This window comes from Ornithinimicrobium cryptoxanthini (assembly GCF_023923205.1).
In the GTDB taxonomy this organism is placed as follows: domain Bacteria; phylum Actinomycetota; class Actinomycetes; order Actinomycetales; family Dermatophilaceae; genus Ornithinicoccus; species Ornithinicoccus cryptoxanthini.
On record NZ_CP099490.1, the window covers coordinates 1,616,290 to 1,634,125 of the forward strand.

At 69.0% G+C, this 17,836-nt stretch carries 15 protein-coding genes; 8 read left to right on the forward strand and 7 right to left on the reverse strand.

Features of this window, described 5'->3' with window-relative positions; translation table 11 throughout:
* The first annotated feature begins 721 nt into the window (after positions 1–721).
* A complete protein-coding gene (locus tag NF557_RS07480) occupies positions 722–2,146 on the forward strand; it encodes a hemolysin family protein (protein WP_252623200.1) in 1,425 nt (474 codons plus the stop codon).
* The gene (locus NF557_RS07485; protein WP_252623203.1) at positions 2,143–3,156 is read left to right on the forward strand and encodes a hemolysin family protein; all 1,014 of its coding nucleotides are present in this window, start codon (positions 2,143–2,145) and stop codon (positions 3,154–3,156) included. The genes NF557_RS07480 and NF557_RS07485 overlap by 4 nt, the downstream gene beginning before the upstream one ends.
* A 221-nt stretch (positions 3,157–3,377) precedes the next feature.
* Here the strand turns inward: NF557_RS07485 and NF557_RS07490 are convergent, their stop codons facing one another.
* Entirely contained in the window at positions 3,378–3,998 is a 621-nt protein-coding gene (locus NF557_RS07490) for a TetR/AcrR family transcriptional regulator (protein ID WP_252623205.1), read from the reverse strand.
* Positions 3,999–4,185: 187 nt separating this feature from the next.
* On the opposite strand from NF557_RS07490, the gene NF557_RS07495 reads away from it, so the two are divergent.
* From NF557_RS07495 to NF557_RS07505, 3 genes are all read left to right on the forward strand, one after another.
* Positions 4,186–5,226, forward strand: coding sequence for an NAD(P)-dependent alcohol dehydrogenase (locus NF557_RS07495; RefSeq protein ID WP_252623208.1), 1,041 nt, complete (start codon positions 4,186–4,188; stop codon positions 5,224–5,226).
* 128 nt (positions 5,227–5,354) lie between these two features.
* Positions 5,355–6,254, forward strand: coding sequence for an ABC transporter ATP-binding protein (locus NF557_RS07500; protein ID WP_252623211.1), 900 nt, complete (start codon positions 5,355–5,357; stop codon positions 6,252–6,254).
* Positions 6,251–7,066, forward strand: a complete 816-nt coding sequence (locus tag NF557_RS07505) for an ABC transporter permease (protein WP_252623214.1) — start codon at positions 6,251–6,253, stop codon at positions 7,064–7,066. The genes NF557_RS07500 and NF557_RS07505 overlap by 4 nt, the downstream gene beginning before the upstream one ends.
* Here the strand turns inward: NF557_RS07505 and NF557_RS07510 are convergent.
* Both NF557_RS07510 and NF557_RS07515 read right to left on the reverse strand, forming a co-directional pair.
* Positions 7,059–7,265 (reverse strand): DUF2254 domain-containing protein, encoded by a 207-nt coding sequence (locus NF557_RS07510; RefSeq protein ID WP_252623216.1) that lies wholly within the window; start codon positions 7,263–7,265, stop codon positions 7,059–7,061. The two genes, NF557_RS07505 and NF557_RS07510, sit on opposite strands and share 8 nt — an antisense overlap.
* A 129-nt stretch (positions 7,266–7,394) precedes the next feature.
* Complete coding sequence (locus tag NF557_RS07515; RefSeq protein WP_252623219.1) at positions 7,395–8,405, reverse strand: RDD family protein; 1,011 nt, start codon at positions 8,403–8,405, stop codon at positions 7,395–7,397.
* Between the two features lie 174 nt (positions 8,406–8,579).
* Here NF557_RS07515 and NF557_RS07520 point away from each other — a divergent pair, with 174 nt between their 5' ends.
* From NF557_RS07520 to NF557_RS07530, 3 genes are read left to right on the forward strand one after another with little or no spacing between them, the layout of a single operon-like run.
* Positions 8,580–11,144, forward strand: coding sequence for a CHAT domain-containing protein (locus NF557_RS07520; RefSeq protein WP_252623221.1), 2,565 nt, complete (start codon positions 8,580–8,582; stop codon positions 11,142–11,144).
* A gap of 15 nt (positions 11,145–11,159) precedes the next feature.
* The gene (locus tag NF557_RS07525; RefSeq protein ID WP_252623224.1) at positions 11,160–12,560 is read left to right on the forward strand and encodes a lipase/acyltransferase domain-containing protein; all 1,401 of its coding nucleotides are present in this window, start codon (positions 11,160–11,162) and stop codon (positions 12,558–12,560) included.
* Positions 12,561–12,591: 31 nt separating this feature from the next.
* Positions 12,592–13,629 carry a lactonase family protein gene (locus tag NF557_RS07530; protein ID WP_252623227.1) on the forward strand — a complete coding sequence of 346 codons (1,038 nt, stop codon included), beginning with the start codon at positions 12,592–12,594 and terminating at the stop codon, positions 13,627–13,629.
* A 13-nt stretch (positions 13,630–13,642) separates the two neighbouring features.
* Here the strand turns inward: NF557_RS07530 and NF557_RS07535 are convergent, their stop codons facing one another.
* From NF557_RS07535 to NF557_RS07550, 4 genes are all read right to left on the reverse strand, one after another.
* Positions 13,643–15,589 carry a 3-oxoacyl-ACP synthase III family protein gene (locus tag NF557_RS07535; protein ID WP_252623230.1) on the reverse strand — a complete coding sequence of 649 codons (1,947 nt, stop codon included), beginning with the start codon at positions 15,587–15,589 and terminating at the stop codon, positions 13,643–13,645.
* 92 nt (positions 15,590–15,681) lie between these two features.
* The gene (locus tag NF557_RS07540) at positions 15,682–16,458 is read right to left on the reverse strand and encodes a DsbA family oxidoreductase (protein ID WP_252623233.1); all 777 of its coding nucleotides are present in this window, start codon (positions 16,456–16,458) and stop codon (positions 15,682–15,684) included.
* An 84-nt stretch (positions 16,459–16,542) separates the two neighbouring features.
* Entirely contained in the window at positions 16,543–16,899 is a 357-nt protein-coding gene (locus NF557_RS07545; protein WP_252623236.1) for an arsenate reductase family protein, read from the reverse strand.
* A gap of 69 nt (positions 16,900–16,968) precedes the next feature.
* Positions 16,969–17,763: an FAD-binding oxidoreductase gene (locus tag NF557_RS07550; protein ID WP_252623239.1), complete on the reverse strand. Its 795-nt coding sequence runs from the start codon at positions 17,761–17,763 to the stop codon at positions 16,969–16,971.
* Between the last annotated feature and the right edge of the window lie 73 nt (positions 17,764–17,836).

A 17,836-nucleotide genomic window follows, 5' to 3' on the forward strand; every position in this document is an offset into this window, starting at 1 on the left:
GTGCGTCGCGACCGACGTGTCCGCCAAGGGGCGGGAGCGCAGTTCACGGCACAGCCGGTCCTGGTGCCGCTCCAGCGCACGTCGACGGGACGCGCTCAGTCTCTGCTCGGTCCGCCCCTGCAGAGCGTCCTCCACCGCGGTCAGTTCTGCAAACAACTCACGTATCGACAGCCTTGACAGATCCATCGTGAACTCACTTCATTGTGGTCCGGTGGCCCCCTGTTCCTGGAAGCGCTTCCGATTCTCAGTCCCCGAAGCGCCGAGCGCAACTGTTCCGGCACCCCCGTGATGTTCGCCGCCTGCTCAAGCCATGCGCACCGGTTGAGACGGAGTCCGGGCGGGGGAAGAGTGGAGCCACCTAGCGATTCTTGGAGGTGTCATGTCGGCTGTGCAGCATCCCCCGTCAGCCGACTCATCCGTGCCGCAGAGCGAGAGCGCGAGCCGCCGCGAGGACCGGCAGACGGTGGCCAGCGGGCTGCTCTTCGGGTGCGGGATCGCCACACGACGGCAGAGGAGAGTTTTCCGTTGCAGACGTAGGTACTGGCCCGAACGGTGGCCCAGACTTGCTCCGTTACCCTTGTCCACCGGAGGGAACGTCAGTGCCCGCACGGTCGTTGCACCCGAGCACGCCCTCTCGACACCCAGGAGCACTACGCATGTCCTCTGCAGGAGCAGATCCGTCCGGCGATAGACCATGCCGACCCCCCTTCGGAGGCTCGAAATGACGATCGCCCTGTCCTTGCTTCTGGGTGTGTTGGTGGTGCTGGCCATCACCGCCGCCACGGGGTACTTCGTGGCGCAGGAGTTCGCCTACATGGCCGTGGACCGCTCCCGGCTCAGCGCCCGCGTGGAGGCCGGCGACGCCGTGGCCGCGCGTGCGCTGTCGGTCACGAAGCGCACCTCGTTCATGCTCTCCGGCGCCCAGCTGGGCATCACCGTCACCGGTCTGCTGGTCGGGTATGTCGCCGAGCCCCTCATCGGGTCCGCCTTCGGTCAGATGCTGGGCGGGGTGGGTGTTCCCACCAGTGTGGGAATCGCCATCGGCACGATCCTGGCGCTGGTGTTCGCGACCGTGGTGCAGATGATCTTCGGTGAGCTGTTCCCGAAGAACCTCGCGATCGCCCGGCCCGAGCCGCTGGCCCGGGCGCTGTCGCGGTCCACGATCATCTACCTCAAGGTCTTCGGCTGGCTGATCTGGATCTTCGACCAGTCCTCCAATTTGCTGCTCAAGGCTCTCGGCATCGAGCCCGTCCACGATGTCGAGCACTCGGCGACCGCCCGCGACCTGGAGCACATCGTCGCCGACTCCCGCGACAGCGGTGACCTGCCTGACGAGCTCTCCGACCTGCTGGACCGCATCCTCGACTTCCCTACCCAGGACGTCGGTCACGCGATGATCCCGCGCTCGAGGGTCGACACCGTCCGCGAGGCCGACTCCCTCGCGCACGTCCGTTCCCTCATGGCGGCCGGGCACTCGCGCTATCCCGTCCTGTCTGCCGACGGTGAGGACGTGGTGGGCATGGTCGAGATCCACGCGGTCATGGCCGCCGCCAGGGCCGACGGTGCCGACGGCGCGGGCGTCACTGTCGCGGACCTGCAGCAGCCCGCGCTGGTGCTGCCAGAGTCCATGACGCTGCCCGACGCGACCCGCGAGCTGGCTGAGTTCAAGAACCAGATGGCCTGCGTCATCGACGAGTACGGCGGCTTCACCGGCATCCTGACCCTGGAAGACCTCGCCGAGGAAATTGTCGGGGAGATCACCGACGAGCACGACCCGCAGCACCCCGACGCCGCCCCGGTCGACGACGACGGGGTCTGGGTGATGGGCGGCGACGTGCACATCGACGAGGTCGAGCGGGCGCTGAACCACGACCTGCCCCGCGGCGACTACGAGACCGTCGCCGGCCTGGTCATCACCGAGCACGGCGACCTGCCCGAGCCGGGCCTGCGCCTCACGGTGAAGCTGCCGCCGGACCCCGCGGACCTGGTGCACGAGGACGAGCCCCGGCAGCGGCACCTGCAGATCGAGGTCCTGCAGGTCGAGCGCTACGTCCCCTCGCTCGTGCGCCTGAGCATCGTCCAGGACGACGCCGAGCACGACGACGCTGCGCACGCAGCCACCGACGAGACAGAGGCTGACCGATGAACAACCCGTGGATCGTGCTGGTGGCCACGGTGCTGCTGATCGCGCTGAGCGCGTTCTTCGTCGCGGCCGAGTTCGCCCTCATCTCGGCCAAGCGCCACCGGCTGGAGGACGCCGCTCCGAACAGCCGCTCGGCCCGCGCCGCGCTGCGCAGCTCCTCCGAGCTCACGCTCCTGCTGGCCGGGTCGCAGCTGGGGATCACCATCTGCACGCTCGCGCTGGGTGCCATCACCAAGCCTGCCGTGCACTACGCCCTTACCCCCGCCTTCGAGAGCTGGGGGCTGCCGTACTGGGTCGCCGACGCCGCCGGCTTCGTCCTGGCGCTGGCGATCGTGACATTCCTGCACCTGGTCGTCGGGGAGATGGCGCCCAAGTCGTGGGCGATCGCACACCCCGAGAGGTCGGCCACCCTGCTCGCGCTGCCGATGCGCGCGTTCATGTGGGTTTTCCGGCCGCTGCTGCGCATGCTCAACGAGGCCGCCAACTGGTGCCTGCGCCGGGTCGGGGTGGAACCGGTCAACTCGGTCAGCACCGGTCAGAACCCGGACGACCTGCGCCACCTGGTCGAGCACTCGATCAACGTCGGCGCGCTCGACGTCGGCTACTCGGCCCAGTTCTCCGGAGCCCTGGAGCTGCAGACCCTGACCGTGCGCGACCTCGTGCCACGAGGCAACGAGCCGACCGCGGTCGCGCCCGACGCCACGGCCGCGCAGATCCAAGAGGTGTCCCTGCGCTCGGGGCACCGGCGGATCCTCGTCGGCTCCGGCACCGACGTCGTCGGCGTGGTGCACGTCCGCGACACCCTCGAGGTGACGGGAAGCACCCCCGTGAGTGGCCTGATGCGAGAGCCCTACCTCGTCGGGGCAGACACCGCGGTGTATGCCGCCGTGTCCGGGATGCGCGAGACCGGCAACCAGCTCGCCCTGGTCAGCGACGACGGCCGGGTGGTCGGGGTCGTCACCCTTGCCGACCTCCTCGCCCGCCTCTTCCCCACGATTGCCAACCCCGTTTGAGCGCAATACACCCACCTACACGAATACCCCGTAGTCCGTCCTTGCGGTAGTCGGTGCGCAGCGTGGTGCCATGGAACATCGACGACCTCAGTCGCCCAATACTTGTGGGGATCAAGCCCGACGATGACCTTGCCCATGTGCTCCTGCTCGCCTTGAGCCTCGTCCCGAGACGTGGAGCCGGCGCGGCGCCGCGGTCTTGCACGTCGTGCGCGACGGGCGGGTCATCGGAGCGCGGAGGCTCTCAGGGGCTCGAGGGCGGCTAGGACGAGGTCGAGGCCGAAGATGAACTCCTCTGCCGGGTCGTAGCCGGCAGCGACGAGCGCCGCGGCGGACTCGTTGAGGTAGGGGAACTCGTCGGGAGGAAGCTGGGGCAGGTAGACGTCCTCGACCATGTCCGCGAGCTCATCGGCTGTATCGAACGGCAGGCTGACTGCCTGCAGGGCGAACCCGTAGACGTAGCTGTCGAGCAACCAGTTGGCGTGCGTCGCCATCAAGACCGAGAAGCCAGCCCTTCGCAGGCAGGCGGTGAACGCTTCGCGGTGGCGGAGGTGCGCGGGTCCCGGCGAGGTCCGCGACTCCATCAGGCCGATCGCCCACGGGTGGCGTGCGAGAACCTGTCGGGCGGATACCGCCCGCGCTCGCATCGCCGACTGCCAGTCGGTCTCCTCCGGCGGGAGCTCGATCTCCTCGAACACGACGTCGATCATGGCGTCCAGCAACTCCTCCTTGTTCGCCACGTAGTGGTAGAGCGACATCGCACCCGCGTCAAGCGCGCCAGCCAGCCGGCGCATGCTCAGCCCGTCGACCCCCTCGCGGTCGGCGAGCCGGACCGCCTCGACCACCACCCGCTGCTTGCTCAGCCCAGCGTTTGACGCGACCTGACGTTGTTCCCTGGCGGACACAGAACCTCTCCTTGCTTCCTCGAAGGGCTTGACAAGCGTACAGCGTACGCGTCATAGTACACCGTACGGCACATGCCGTACGGTGTACGAGCCAGCGAGGGTCGCACCGCGGACGTGAGGAGCTTCTATGGGAACCGAAGAGTCATCGAATGCCGGATACCGCCAGGTGCCGGGGGCGAGTCAGGCCGGGGCGGCGAGGATGCGCGCCGCAGTCCAGCACCGCTACGGCCCGCCCTCAGTGCTCAAGTCGTCCCAAATCGGGATACCGCGGCCCGGTCGAGGCGATGTGCTCGTCCAGGTGGGCGCGGCCTCAGTACATCCCGGCGACTACTTCGTCATGACCGGTAAGCCGTACGTGCTGCGTCTGGTGTTCGGGTTCCGCCGGCCGCGCCACGGCATCCCTGGCCGGGACCTCGCTGGCGTGGTGGCAGCGGTCGGGAAGGACGTCACCGCTCTGCGCCCCGGCGAGGAGGTGTTCGGCTGGAGCACCGCTGGAACGCTCGCGGAGTACGCCTGCGTCCCGGCGGACCACCTCGTGCCCGTGCCTGCCAACCTGTCGGTCCTGGACGCGGCAGCGGTCCCCACGTCGGCCATGACGGCGTTGCAGGCATTGCGCGACATCGCGAACGTCCAACCAGGCCAGACGGTGCTGGTCACCGGCGCGTCGGGCGGCGTGGGCTCCTTCGCCGTGCAGATCGCCAAGGCGTTTGGCGCCGAGGTGACGGGGGTGTGCAGCACCCGCAATGTCGACCTGGTCCGGTCGCTCGGTGCCGACCACGTCATTGACTACACGAGGACCGACTTCACCCGCACCGAGAAGCGCTACGACGTCATCCTCGACAACGTGGAAGCCCAGCCCCTGGCGGCTGTCCGCCGAACGCTGAGGCCCACCGGCACCCTCATCCCCAACAGCGGACGCGGCGGACGCTGGCTCGGCCCGCTCGGTCGGATCGTCAAAGCGCGCGTGCTGTCCGGGTTCACCCGTCAGCAACTGAGGCCTTTCACGTCGGCCGAGAAGCACCAGGACTTGCTCACTCTGGCCGACCTCCTCGCGACCGGGCAGGTCACGCCCGTCATCGACCGCACCTACCCCCTCGACGAAGCAGCCGACGCCCTGCGCTACGTCGGGACCGGCCACACCCGAGGAAAGGTCGTGATCACCGTCTGACGACCGGACCGACGAGAACGACCCAACCCGCGCGTATGCACACCATCCGACTCAAAGCGAAGGACCAACGACGTGAGAACCCAGTCAGCAGAACTCACCGCACTAGAGGACCGGAAGGTCCCGAGCCCATGATCACAGTTGAAGCCCTGACCCGGAGGTACGCCGGCTTCACCGCCGTCGACAACGTCTCCTTCACCGCCCAGCCCGGTCGCGTGACCGGTTTCCTCGGTCCGAACGGTGCCGGCAAGTCCACCACGATGCGCGTGATGGTCGGTCTGACCGTTCCGACATCCGGCTCGGCGACCATCAGCGGAGAACGGTTCGCCGACCTGCCTAACCCGGGCCTCGAGGTGGGCGTCCTGCTGGACGCCTCAGCTCAGCACGCCGGCCGCACCGGCCGCGAGATCCTCTCGGTCGCCGCCGCCACCATGGGCCTGCCCAGCTCTCGCGTGGACGAGATGCTCGAGCTGGTGAGCCTGACCCCCACCGAGGCCAAGCGCCGGGTGCGCAACTACTCCCTCGGCATGCGCCAGCGCCTCGGCATCGCCACCGCGCTGCTCGGCGACCCGAGGGTGCTGATCCTCGACGAGCCCGCCAACGGGCTCGACCCCGCGGGGATCCGGTGGATGCGCGACCTGCTGACCGGCTTCGCCGGCCAGGGCGGCACGGTGCTGCTGTCCTCACACCTGCTCCACGAGATCGAGGTCATCGCCGATGACCTGGTCGTCATCGGCAACGGCAAGATCGTCGCGTCCGGCACCAAGGAAGAACTCCTTGCCGCCGCCGGCACACTCGCCCGCTCGATTTCACCGCGCGACCTCGCCCACGCCCTCGAGCTGGCCGGCATCGCCAGCACGCTCGCCGGGGATGGCTCGGTCCGCACCGACGCTGACCCCACTCGGGTCGGGGCCGTGGCGCTGACCGCCGGTATCGCCCTCACGGAGCTCCGGTCCGCCGAGGGCGCCGGGCTCGAAGACATGTTCCTGTCGCTGACTGCCGACACCCAACGCGAAGGAGTTGCGGCATGACCGCCACGATCGTCCCGCCGGCCACCACCACAGAGGCCCCGCCGGCCCGACGGATCGTCCGTCCCATCCCGACCACCCGGCTCGTCACGGTCGAGCTGCGCAAGATGTTCACCACCCGCTCGGGCTTCTGGATGCTCATCAGCATCGGTGTCCTGTTGGTCATTGCGGCCGGTTCGGTCCTCATCTTCGCTCCCGACAGCGACGTCACCTACAAGAGCTTCGCGACTGCGAGCGGGTTCCCCATGTCGGTGATCTTGCCGATGATCGCGATCCTGGCCGTCACCAGTGAGTGGAGCCAGCGCAGCGGACTCACGACATTCACGCTGGTGCCGAGTCGCGGACGCGTGGTCGGCGCGAAGGCGATCGCGACCCTCCTGGTGGGCCTGGGCTCCGTGGCCGTCGCCTTCGCGGTGGGCGCCCTCGCCAACGTGGCCGGCTCCGCACTCGCCGGCGTTGACACCGTCTGGGACATCTCGTTGTCCATGGCGCCCCAGATGGTGCTCGGCAACCTGGTCGGCATGGCCATCGGCTTCACCCTCGGTGTCGTGCTGCGCAACTCCGCGGCCGCGATCGTGGGCTACTTCGTCGTCTCACTGGTCATGCCGGGCATCCTCGTCCTCCTGGCCCAGGTGCGCGAATGGTTCCTGGACCTGCAGCCGTGGATCGACTGGAACTACACGCAGGTGGCGCTCTTCGAGGGCGCCACGAACACCGGTGAGGAGTGGGCGATGCTCGCCTCGACCACGACGATCTGGATCGTCATTCCCCTCGTCGTCGCGCTGCTCTCCCTGCGCCGCTCCGAGGTCAAGTAGTCACACACACGGGCGGCGGTATCCGGAACTCAGGCGAGTGCCGGATACCGCCGTCAGCGAGCCCCCCCACGCCCGTCGTCTCGTCACCCAGGTGGGCGACGATGGCGGACACCTGGATGGAGCCGGTGATGTGGTGGATGAAGGCCAGGCACGTGGCACCGCTCGCCAGCACCAGCAGGAAGCCGACTTTCACCGTCACCTGTGAGACGAAGGTGCGCCCTCACCCATGGCCTCGTAGTCAAGGACGCAGAAGAGCCGGAGCGGTCGCGACGGCCACCGGGGTGGCCCGTATCTTGGCCGACCCACGTGTGCGGCACAGCTGGATCCGTCAAGGCCCACCGGCGCTCGGTGGTGGCCGCGTGAACGACTCGACGATCCCGCGCAGGCCCCCCTTTCGAAAGGCCTCGCCGAGTTGGCGGGCGGCCGACACTGTGCCCTCCCTGGAGGGCACGGTTGCTGGCATCGAGTCCCGGCTGTTCGCGACGGTTTGCTCGGCCTGCTGTGCCACGGCCTGGCCCTGCGCCATCGCGGACCGGACGCGTGGGTCCTGCTCGGCGCTCCGCACCGCCCGTTGGGCACTGGGGCCCCTGGCGGCCTGCTGCAGTTTGTGGAGGTAGGCGTCCGCATGACCGGTGTGGTATTCGATGTGCTGCTCGGCTTCCTGCATGAGTCGTTGCCACTCGAACCCGACGACTCGGGTGCCGGTGGCCAGGCCGTGCAGGCCGACCCCGCCAGCGAGCCAGACGATGAACAGGACGACCGTCAGTGCGATGAACACCTCCGCCACGTCGGCGGCACCGGGCACCGCGAAGGCCGCCGCGAGCAGCATCGCGACAGCCAGCGTCGGGGGGCCCACGACGAGAGCAGAGCGCAGTCCCATGCGGGCCGCGCGCCTGACCCACGACTGGCGGGGTTGGAGTCCCGGGGCGATCGTCGGCTCGGAGGAGCGGTGCCTGGTCACCCGCACCCGGGCGATCGCTTTGCCGACGCTGCTGCCGGTCAGCGTGTGGGCGAGCCAGTCATAGGCCCACACGATCAAACCCTGCAGATAGACCGTGGCCAGCACCACCGGCTGGAGCTGCTCCACGGTCGCCCGAACGGAGCCCCTGGCGGCGGTGCCGGGGTCCCAATCGGTGAGGAAGTCCGGGAACGAGCCGAAGCCGCCGAGCAGGAGCGCGTCGGTCGCTTGGCTGAACGTGAAGGGCAGCACGATGAGGGAGGCCAACCCGAAGCCGATGAGGAGGTCAATGGCGCGGGCCAACAACCGGCGTGCGCGCATCGGTGGATAGGGCCGCGGCGAGTCCAGGCTGCTGCGGGTCGTGTCCACGATCGCCGTCACCCTTGCTCCTTCGCCGACGCCAGTCTAGCCAGGGATTCGTAAAGCCTGGGCAGCTCGGCGCCAGTCCACGGACACCACAGAGACCGGCTCGACAAGAGGTCGCGGGAGAACCCATGAGGCTAGCGCTTTTGGGCGCGCAGGAGGAGGATCGGCTTGGCGGAAAGGGCGGGGACTATGGCGGACGAGCGGTCGGTGGCGCTGGCTGAGCTGAGTGAGTTGCAAACGAAGGCCATGCAGGCGCTCATGGCGACCTTCGACGGCGGGCAGATCGACTACGAGCGGATCGGGAGCTACCTGCCGCTGGCGCGAGAGTTCCTCCTCCAGACCGAGCACTACGAGCAGCGCTGGCCCGGCAGCTTTGAGATCGAGCCCGTCGCCTCGCCGCTGGTCCAGCAGCTGGCGATGTATGCCGGCTGGGTCGAGTCGGAGGGCGACCGCGAGACGGCCGCGCGGTTGCGTCAGGAGGCCGACGAGATCGCCGCACGCCACCTGAGCGGCGAGCAGCACGCCGGGCGCCTCCGCGCCCGCGCCATGGAGGCTGCCGCCGCTGGGCAGTTTCAGGACGCGCTGGTGGGGCTGGAGACCGCGGAGCAAGCTTTCGTCGCCGACGGACGCCCAATCGAGGCCGCGCAGACGCTGTTGCAGCTGGCCAACGTCTACGAATGGCTCGGTGACTACGACCGCGCCCTGACGACGATGGACACCGCCCACGGTCTGGCCGGCGAGAAGCTGGCTGGCGGACCGCCGTCGCGGACGGCAGTGGCCGCATCCATCGGCAAGCAGCTGTGGCAGATACTGCGCCACGGGGATGCCCAGGAGAGAGAGGGCGAGGACGCGCTGAGCCTGCGCCGGCTGCACTACGAGTTGATCCAGGGTCGGGCCAGGGTCAACCGCCGGCTCGGTCGGCTCGAGGACGCCCGGGAGTTGTTCGAGCAGTCGCGGCCGTTCGTCGAGCAGTTCGTCCCGGCCGGCGTCGACTTCCACCTGGCGGGCATCGCGATCGACGCCGGCGACCTGGACACCGCCGAGCGGCTGCTCGCCAAGGTAGCGCCCCACTTCGACAAGGGCCTGCTCCGCCCCCGTCGAGGAGCCCTGCGCCAGCTGCAGTGCGACCTCGCGCTGGGCCACGGCGACGCGGCGGCTGCGCTGGCCCGCGCCGACGAGGGTCTGGCGGAGCAGCAGGCCTATCCCGACCTTGAGCTGGCGTGGAAGCTGCACTGGCGTCGTGGTCGAGCCTTGGCCCGCGCCGGCCGGACCGCCGAGGCGCTGGCCGCCTACCGCGAGGCGGCAGGGACTGCGGACACCGTGCGACTGGCACCGCTGGGATACGTGTTGGACACGACGTTCGTGCGCGACAAGGTGCCGATGTTCGAGGAGGCCATCGACCTGGCAGTGGCGTCGGGAGACGGGCTCGCCGCGGCCGAACTCATGGAGCTGGTCAAGGCCAGGGCCCTGACGTCGGTGCTCAGCCAGCCGGCCCAGGTCGCAGGTGACGGCGATCTCGACGCCGTCCGATTCGACGCACTGTCGCGCGAGCTCGACGCCATCTCCTTCCAGATGTATGCCGGAGCTGCCGGCGCCGAGGACGTGCGCCGACGCGAGCAGTTGCTGGTGGAGCGTCGGGAGGTGATCGAGCGGATCCGGGTGCGCGATCCTCGGTGGCGCACTCTGACCGTCCCGCCACGAGTCGACGTGGCGGCCACCTGCGACCGGCTCGGCGAGACCGACCGTGCTGCGCTCATGCTCCACCTGCGCGGCACCCGTCTCGTCGCGGCCCTGCTCACCGGTGACGGCGTGATCGTGGGCGAAAGGACGTGGGACGACGACACGGCTGCCGCCCTCACCAGTTATGCCGAGAACCTGACGCTGCTCAAGCCGGACCACTTCCTCAACGACCTCTCCGGGGAGAGCGACGTCGACCTGCGTCACCTAGTCCCCGACGCCGTCGCTGACGCCCTCACCCTCGCGAGGACCCTGATCGTCGTGCCCCACGGCATACTCCATCTGCTTCCGTGGGCCACCCTGACGCTGGACGGGCAGCGCCTGTTCACGACCAGGGCGGTCGGCGTGCTGCCCAACCTCGCGACGATTCACCTCACCGAGGGTGGCCTGTCGACCCCCCACCGCGTTGGCCTGCTCGGGGATCCGGACTACACCGGACTCACCCGCTATCGCGAGCTGCCGCAGGCAGGTGCCGAGCTCACGGATGTCGAGCAGCTCTATGGGCCGGGGGCGCTGGTGGCGCCAGTCGCCCGAAGGGCCGAGGCGCGCCAGGACACGCTTGCGTCGCTGCTGCCGCAGGGCGGTGAGGGCTCGATCCTGCACGTCGTGTGCCACGCCGACGTCGCGGCCGACGAGCCGTTGGCCTCGGGCCTCATTCTCACCGGATCGACCCTTGACGCCGGGGAGATCCTGCGGCTCGGCTGCGGCTTCCCCGAGGTCGTGCTGAGCGCCTGCAGCACCGGGTGGCGCCCGCAAACACCGCACGGACTGGAGCTGGCGGGCGACGACGCGCTCGGACTGGTGGCGTCCTTCCTGGAGGCCGGTGCCCGGTCGCTGCTGGTCAGCGTCCCGCAGGCCAAGGACGACATAGCCCGCAGGTTCATGGTTGCCTGGCACACCCACCGGCGCTCAGGCGCCAGCCCGGCGGAGGCCCTGCGGGCCACGCAACAAGAGCTCCACGAGGAGGAGGTGCCGGTCTGGGCGTGGGCCGGCATCACGGCATACAGCAGTGTCTGACGAAAGGAGCCTGACGTGACTGACGACATCTTCGTCCTGCTGCCGGGAATCACCGGCAGTGTCCTCCAGAAGGACGGCAAGGACGTGTTCGGCTTGACGGCATCAGCGGGGCTGCGGGCGCTTTTCAGCGGCGGGCGCAGCATCACCGACCTCAAGACCGACCCGCTAGCGCCGCCCGGGCAGCGGCCCGACGACGGCGTCACCGCAGTCCGGATCGCGCCGGACGCGCACCTCATCCCAGGCCTGTGGAAGATCGACGGTTACAGCAAGGTCGCTGACTACCTCCAGAAGCGGCTCAAGGCGGTGCCGCAGGAGTCCTACTTCGAGTTCCCTTACGACTGGAGGCTGGACAACCGGATCGCGGCCGCGGACCTGCGGGACGCCATTGGCCGTTGGCTCGGCGCCCGCCGGCAAAGCAGGCCTGACGCCAAAGTGGTGCTCGTCGCGCACTCCATGGGCGGTCTGGTGTCCCGCTACTACCTTGAGGTGCTCGGCGGCTGGCAGGACACCCGGGCGCTCGTGACCTTCGGCACGCCGCACCGGGGGTCGCTCAACGCGCTCGACTTCCTGGCCAACGGCCTGCGCAAGGCTTTCGGTCTGGTCGATCTCACCGACCTGGTCCGCAGCTTCCCCTCGATCCACCAACTACTGCCCATCTATCGGTGCGTGGACACCGGGACGGGGGAGGCGTCATATCTCACCGATGCGGTGGGCATGCTCCCGGGCCTGAATGCCGAGGCGGTGCAGGCCGCACGGATCTTCCACCAGGAGATCGAGGACGCCGTGACCGCGAACCGGCAGCTCGGTGAATACCTCGAGCGGGGCTACCGGCTGCAGAGCGTCGTCGGCATCGAGCACCCGACCAAGCAGTCGGCGCTGCTGCGCGGGGACGGGCTGCAGGTGGTCGAGACACACCTCGGCACCGACCACGGTGGGGACGGCACCGTGCCCCGTGTCTCCGCCTCGCCGATGGAGGCGAAGGACGACTCGACCGCGATGTTCGCCGGCACGCGGCACAGCAGCCTGCAGAACGCCGACGCGGTCCTGACCCAGCTGCGCGGCTGGCTGTCCGGCGTCGACCTCACCGACTTCCGCGCCGGCGCGCCGGTGCGGCTGTCGGTCGGGCTTCAGGACGTGTATGCCGTGGGCGAGCCGGTGACGGTGACCGTCACCCCCAGCGACGGGATAGCAGAGATCAACTACCAGCTGGAGCAGGTGGCGGACCCGCTCGTTGCCGGCGAAGACGGGTCCCCGACAGGGGTGACTGTGCCGCCTGTGACTGGCGGGATGCCGGCAGCTGACGGGACAAACCTGTTGGAGATCCCGTCGCCCGGGCCGGGGCTCTACCGGCTGACCCTCACCGGCCGCCCGGAGGTTGAACCGGTCAGCGACTTGCTGCTGGTCGCGCCGCGATAGTGCATGCAGGATTCGGCTCTAAGGTGGGAAGGTGAGTGAGCTCGTCCTGATCGCCAACGCCGGAGACGGCTCCATCAGCGCGCTGCGCCTCCACCGGGGCGACAGTCCTCGGCTCGAGGCGCTCGCGACGACCTCAGGCCTGGAGGGGTGCGGAACTTTTGCCGTGGACCCGGACCGCGACCTGGTCCACGCGGCATACAAGGGAGATCAGCCTGGCATCGCCACGCTGCGCCTGGACCGCGCGACCGGAGCCTTGACCGCGCTCTCCCGCACGGATGTCGAGCACGGGATGACCTATCTGTCGCTGGCCCATGGCGGCACCGTGCTGCTGGGTGCGTCGTATGGCGGGGGGCTGGGTCAGGTCTGGCCGGTCGTGCATGACGAGGGGTCGGCTCGGCTCGGGGAGGTCACCGCCGAGGCCCGCTTCGCCAACCTGCACTGCGTCGTGCCGGCCAGCGCCGAACAGGGGACGGTCGCCTACTTCGTCTCCCTCGGCGACGACCTCGTCGCGCAGTTCACCCTGGGCACCGACGGTGCCCTGACCGCCCTGGACCCCGCGACCGTGGCGGCGCCGAGCGGCTCGGGCCCGCGCCACCTCGTGGTGGACGGTGACCACGCCTATCTGGTGACGGAGTTCTCCGGTGAGGCGATCCGTCTTGACCGGGCCGCGGATGGGACGCTGAGCCCCGCCGAGTCCGTCAGCATCGTCGACCCGCGGCACGGGCTGCAGCACAGCCGGCTCGGTGCCGACCCGACGCAGGAACATCTCATCTGGGGCGCTGACCTGCACCGCGCGGGCGGGTGGTTGGTCACCTCCGAGCGCAGCTCATCGGAGCTGGCCTCGATCCCGGTCGATGCGTCCGGTCGGCTCGGCGCGCCCGTCCACTTCACCCCGACGCAGCAGCAGCCGCGTGGCTTCAATGTGACCTCTGACGGACGCCTCGTGGTCAGCGTGGGGGAGAGGTCCACCGAGGCGGAGCTGCTCCGTGTCGGGGACGACGGTTCGTTGACCTCCCTGTCCACGGCTGGGATCGGCCGCGGACCGAACTGGGTGCGCATCGTGGGTTGAGGCGCCGTGAGGGTCAGTTGAACGCCTGGGAGATGTCTTCGGATGAGGACTTGGGCGTGGACCGCTCCGGCGCAGGCCCAGCTGCCTGGCTCCAACGGGGCGCCATGACCGCGGGGTCGATCCGCAGCACCGCATAGCCAGCGACGGCCCCAGCGCCGAATCCCGGCGCGAAGACCCTCGTCGGCTCGGTGATCACGCCGTCGCTGACGGCGTCATAGATGGCCAGCGGGATGCTGGCCGAGGACGTGTTGCCCATCCGTTCGATGTTGAAATACAGCTGGTCAGCGGTCAGACCGGACTGCGCCGCCAGGTCGATGACCATGGTCTTGTTGGCCTGGTGCGGCACGATCAGGTCGACGCTCTCCAGCAGTGAACCAGTGTTGCCGTCCGGGTCCGGCAGGGCCTTGATCTCGTCGAGCATCTGGGCCAGGTAGCGACCGGCCAGCGACTTCACCTCGGGACCATAGACAGTGATGTTGTTGTCGAAGTCAGGGTTCGGCCAGATGATCGAGTTCACCTGGCTCTCCGGTCCACTGGCGTAGGTCTTCAGATATTCGATGTCCGGCGTCTCGCCGGGTGCCGCGATGCCGACCAGGATCGCAGCCGCCCCGTCACCGAAGATCATCCGGGACGGACGGACGTTGCCGATCTTGTCCGAGAACTTCTCCACGCAGACCACCAGCACCGGACGCTCCACCTCCTGGATGAGCCGGACGGCCTCGGCCAGGCCATACGGCATCCCGGCACAGGCAGCGATCAGGTCGTAGGAGGCGTAGGACTGGTAGATGCCGAGGGCGCCCGACAGATAGGTCGCGATGGAGGGGATCAGCCGGTCGCTGGTGCAGGTGCAGACGATGACCGCGCCGACCTCCTCAGGCCCGACCTCGGCGTGGGCCAGCGCCGAGCGCGCGGCCCGGAGCGCGATCTCCTCGATGTCCAGGGAGGTGTAGAGCCGCTGCTCGATCCCGGTCTTGGTCCGGATCTCCTCGGCACTCATCGGCGACCAGTTGTAGCCGGAGTTGCGGATCAGGTCATCGTTGCTGCAGACCTGGTCGCCCGGTTCCACGGAGATCGCGAGAATGCGGGGGAGCACGGCCAGGTCGCGCACCGCGATCGCCCGGTAGGGGCGCGCGGGCTGGCGAGCCTCGACGGGTGACCTCGGCGGCTTCCTCGTCACGCCCGCGCCAGTCCTGACCCGGGTAAGGAACTGTTGCACGTGCCGGTCGCGCGGGTGGAAGACGACGACGTAGTCGTCGTCCCGCAGGTCGCCGACCTCGACGAGCTCACTGCGCGTGCGGTCCCAGGGATACTGGTTGTGCAGCACCATCGCCCACCGGTGCAGCGCCTCCAGCTCCGGGACCTCCTCGCTGACGTCCAGCAGGTCCTCGTAGCGGTAGGTCGGGTAGTCCGGGTCGAAGTCGGTGATCCGGATGGTTTGGTTCGTGGGGTCTGCGAGCAGCTCCGCGACCGTGGGCTTGAGGGGTGAGAGATGCGTCGCGTGGAAGGTGCGGTGCGCGAAGACGTCAAAGAGCACCTCGAAGATGTGGTCCTCCAGGCCCTCGTCGAACTTGGCCGGCAGCCCCTGGTAGGCGTCACCGACCGCAGCGACCTTGCCTCCGCCACCCTCCCAGGGCGTCAGTGTCGGCATGTAGAGGTCGTCGCGGGTCCGTGGGACATCGCCCCACCGGCAGGGGCGCTTGTCAAACATCGTGATGGCGTAGCGGTTGGTCCAGAACAGGTTCATCGCGACGTCGCGCATCAGGTCGTAGCGGTGGGTGTATCGGCCCTGGTTGATGCGGTCGCGGATCTCCGAGCCGCTGGGCGACTTGGTCTCGAAGTCGCGGCGGATCACCGCCTCCAGCTGGTCCACGTCGGCCAGCGCCGTGAAGTCGAGCTCCGGGACGAAGTTTGACGGGAAGACCATCCGTCCCCGGCTGTTGAGCAGGAAGGGCTGCGACATCGGACACACTCCACTGTGGTCTGGACCGTTGTTTAGACACTAGGGCTTGGGAGCCGTTTCGTCTCCCCGGACCTAGTCAGTCGCAGGACGCCTCAGGTGGTCAGTGCCTTCACACCGGTGTGCACCGCGCCGTCGCTGTCGACCAGCGCCAGCGGGCCGGGCTGGCCCAGATCGGTCCACCGTTCCTGCCACCGCTTCAGCTGGTGGTAGGCCTGGTTGGTCAGCGGCTCGCGCTGGGGCGAGACGAGATAGCCGAACTCGCGACGTGGGTCACCGGTGCACAGAGTGGCAGCTCCGACGATCAGCGGCGGCAGGATGTTGCGCAGCACGTCTGGACTGCCGATGTCCAACCCTTCGAGCCAGTAGGCGCGCAGGAGCCGGTCGCGCACCGCCGGCCCGACACCGAGGTCCACAGCCTCGGCGTATGCCGCCAGGACAGGGCGTGGGTTGGGCAGCACGGCGGGGATGTCGTCCGGGAGCTCCTCCCCGTCCTGCGCTGCGGCCCGGACTGCCGCGAGCTCCTCGCGCAGCTGGTCTCGCTCCGGGCTGGGACCACGCTGACCGGTGAACGGGATCGTGGTCCAGCGCTGCACGACTGCCCAGGAGGGTTCGTCGCCCTCGTTGGCCGCGGCGCTGAGACGCAGGTGCGCCAGGAAGGCCCAAGGTGAGGTCGGGTCGACATAGAGCTCGCGGTCTGTGCTCACCGCGGGGGTCGTGACCGCTGGGGCCACCTCACCGGTGGGGCCAGCGGGAGCCAGGTCGAGCCGGGCGATCTCGTGCGTCGCGGGCTTCAGGGAGTGCCCGGGGGACGGGTAGGTGTTGTGCCGCGCGGTGTAGGGGTGCCGGCGCGGACGGGTGTCGATAGTCATGTTGTCCTCCTTCCCGACCGTTCTATCCGGCCCGAGGAGGTCGTCGCCTTGACCTGCGTCAAGTCACCGCTCGCGTGGCTCCGCTCAGTCGGCGAGGAAGGCGTCGACGCGGTCCTTGGGCCGGCCGATGATGGCGCGATCGCCCCGGACCAGCACCGGACGCTGCATCAGCGTCGGGTGCTCCAGCAGGACCTGGACCACCTGGTCGGCCGTGGCGATGTCCTCGTCGCTCATCCCGAGGGAGGCGAAAGTGGCATCCCGGCGCACCAGGTCCGCGACCGGGTCCTCCAGCTTGCCGATGAGGTTGCGCAGGGCCTCCTCATCCAGGGGTGTGGTCAGGTAGCGCACGACGTCCACCTCGACCCCAGCTGACTCCACCTTCTCCAGCGCGGAGCGGGAGGTCGAGCATCGGGGGTTGTGCAGCAGCGTCACGTCAGTCATGACCCGACGTTACGCCACAGGAATGATCCGCCCGCCTTCGACGTCCACCCTCAACGGCACGTCGAGGCGTCAGCTCACAGGCTGACACTCCAACTGCGGCGACGGGTCGGCGAGGAACTCCTCTGTGTGCACGGATGAAGCCTCCGCGCCCAGCACGTGGACCGCGTCACGACTGGCCCGCACGAAGTGCTCGTTGCCGGCGATGAAGACCTCCCAGCCCGACAGGTCGCCGATGAGCCTGCCCAGCATGTGCGGCACGCGCCGGTGCCACCGCGAGCTGCGGTCACGGGTGAGCGTGAAGTCATAGCTGAACTGCTCGTGACGTCGCTGCAGGTCCTCGAATCGCGTGCGCTGCAGCAGGTGCGCAGGGGTCCGCCCGGAGAAGAGCAGGGTGACCTCGCGGTGCGGCTGACTCGCCAGCAGTGACTCGGCCACGGCACTGACCGGCGCCACGCCGCAGCCCGCCGCGAGGAGCAGGACCGGGCCGTCCAGGCTCGGGTCGGCGACCAGGGACCCGTGGGGGCCGTCGAGGATCACCTCGTCACCTCGCGCGAGACGATCGTGGATCCAGCCGCTGGTGATGCCGCCTGCATAGCGAGTCACCAGCAGCCGCACGCGTCCGTCCGGGCGCGGAGCGTTGGCGATCGAGTAGGCACGCTCCGGGACGTCCGGCTCGCGCACGCCGAGCATCGCATGCTGCCCAGGGCGGAACGGCAGGTGCTCACCGACCGGAGCCAGACCGACCTCGAGCACCACGGGGGACGCCACCCGCAGCACCTCGACGCGATAGCGATAGGTGCCCGCAGCGAGCGTCTGCACATCGGTGTTTGCGGAGCGTGTCGCGGTCTGGGTGGTGGTGCTCATGATCTCCTCCTGGTGCAGCGGTCGACTGCGCAGACGACCTGATGCCGTCGGGTGAACGCGCGGCTCCCCTCGC

Coding starts and splice junctions, on each gene's coding strand:
- NF557_RS07480 (WP_252623200.1), top strand. CDS start 722: ATGACGATCGCCCTGTCCTTGCTTCTGGGTGTGTTGGTGGTGCTGGCC.
- NF557_RS07485 (WP_252623203.1), top strand. CDS start 2,143: ATGAACAACCCGTGGATCGTGCTGGTGGCCACGGTGCTGCTGATCGCG.
- NF557_RS07495 (WP_252623208.1), top strand. CDS start 4,186: ATGGGAACCGAAGAGTCATCGAATGCCGGATACCGCCAGGTGCCGGGG.
- NF557_RS07500 (WP_252623211.1), top strand. CDS start 5,355: ATGATCACAGTTGAAGCCCTGACCCGGAGGTACGCCGGCTTCACCGCC.
- NF557_RS07505 (WP_252623214.1), top strand. CDS start 6,251: ATGACCGCCACGATCGTCCCGCCGGCCACCACCACAGAGGCCCCGCCG.
- NF557_RS07520 (WP_252623221.1), top strand. CDS start 8,580: ATGGCGGACGAGCGGTCGGTGGCGCTGGCTGAGCTGAGTGAGTTGCAA.
- NF557_RS07535 (WP_252623230.1), bottom strand. CDS start 15,589: ATGTCGCAGCCCTTCCTGCTCAACAGCCGGGGACGGATGGTCTTCCCG.
- NF557_RS07540 (WP_252623233.1), bottom strand. CDS start 16,458: ATGACTATCGACACCCGTCCGCGCCGGCACCCCTACACCGCGCGGCAC.
- NF557_RS07545 (WP_252623236.1), bottom strand. CDS start 16,899: ATGACTGACGTGACGCTGCTGCACAACCCCCGATGCTCGACCTCCCGC.
- NF557_RS07550 (WP_252623239.1), bottom strand. CDS start 17,763: ATGAGCACCACCACCCAGACCGCGACACGCTCCGCAAACACCGATGTG.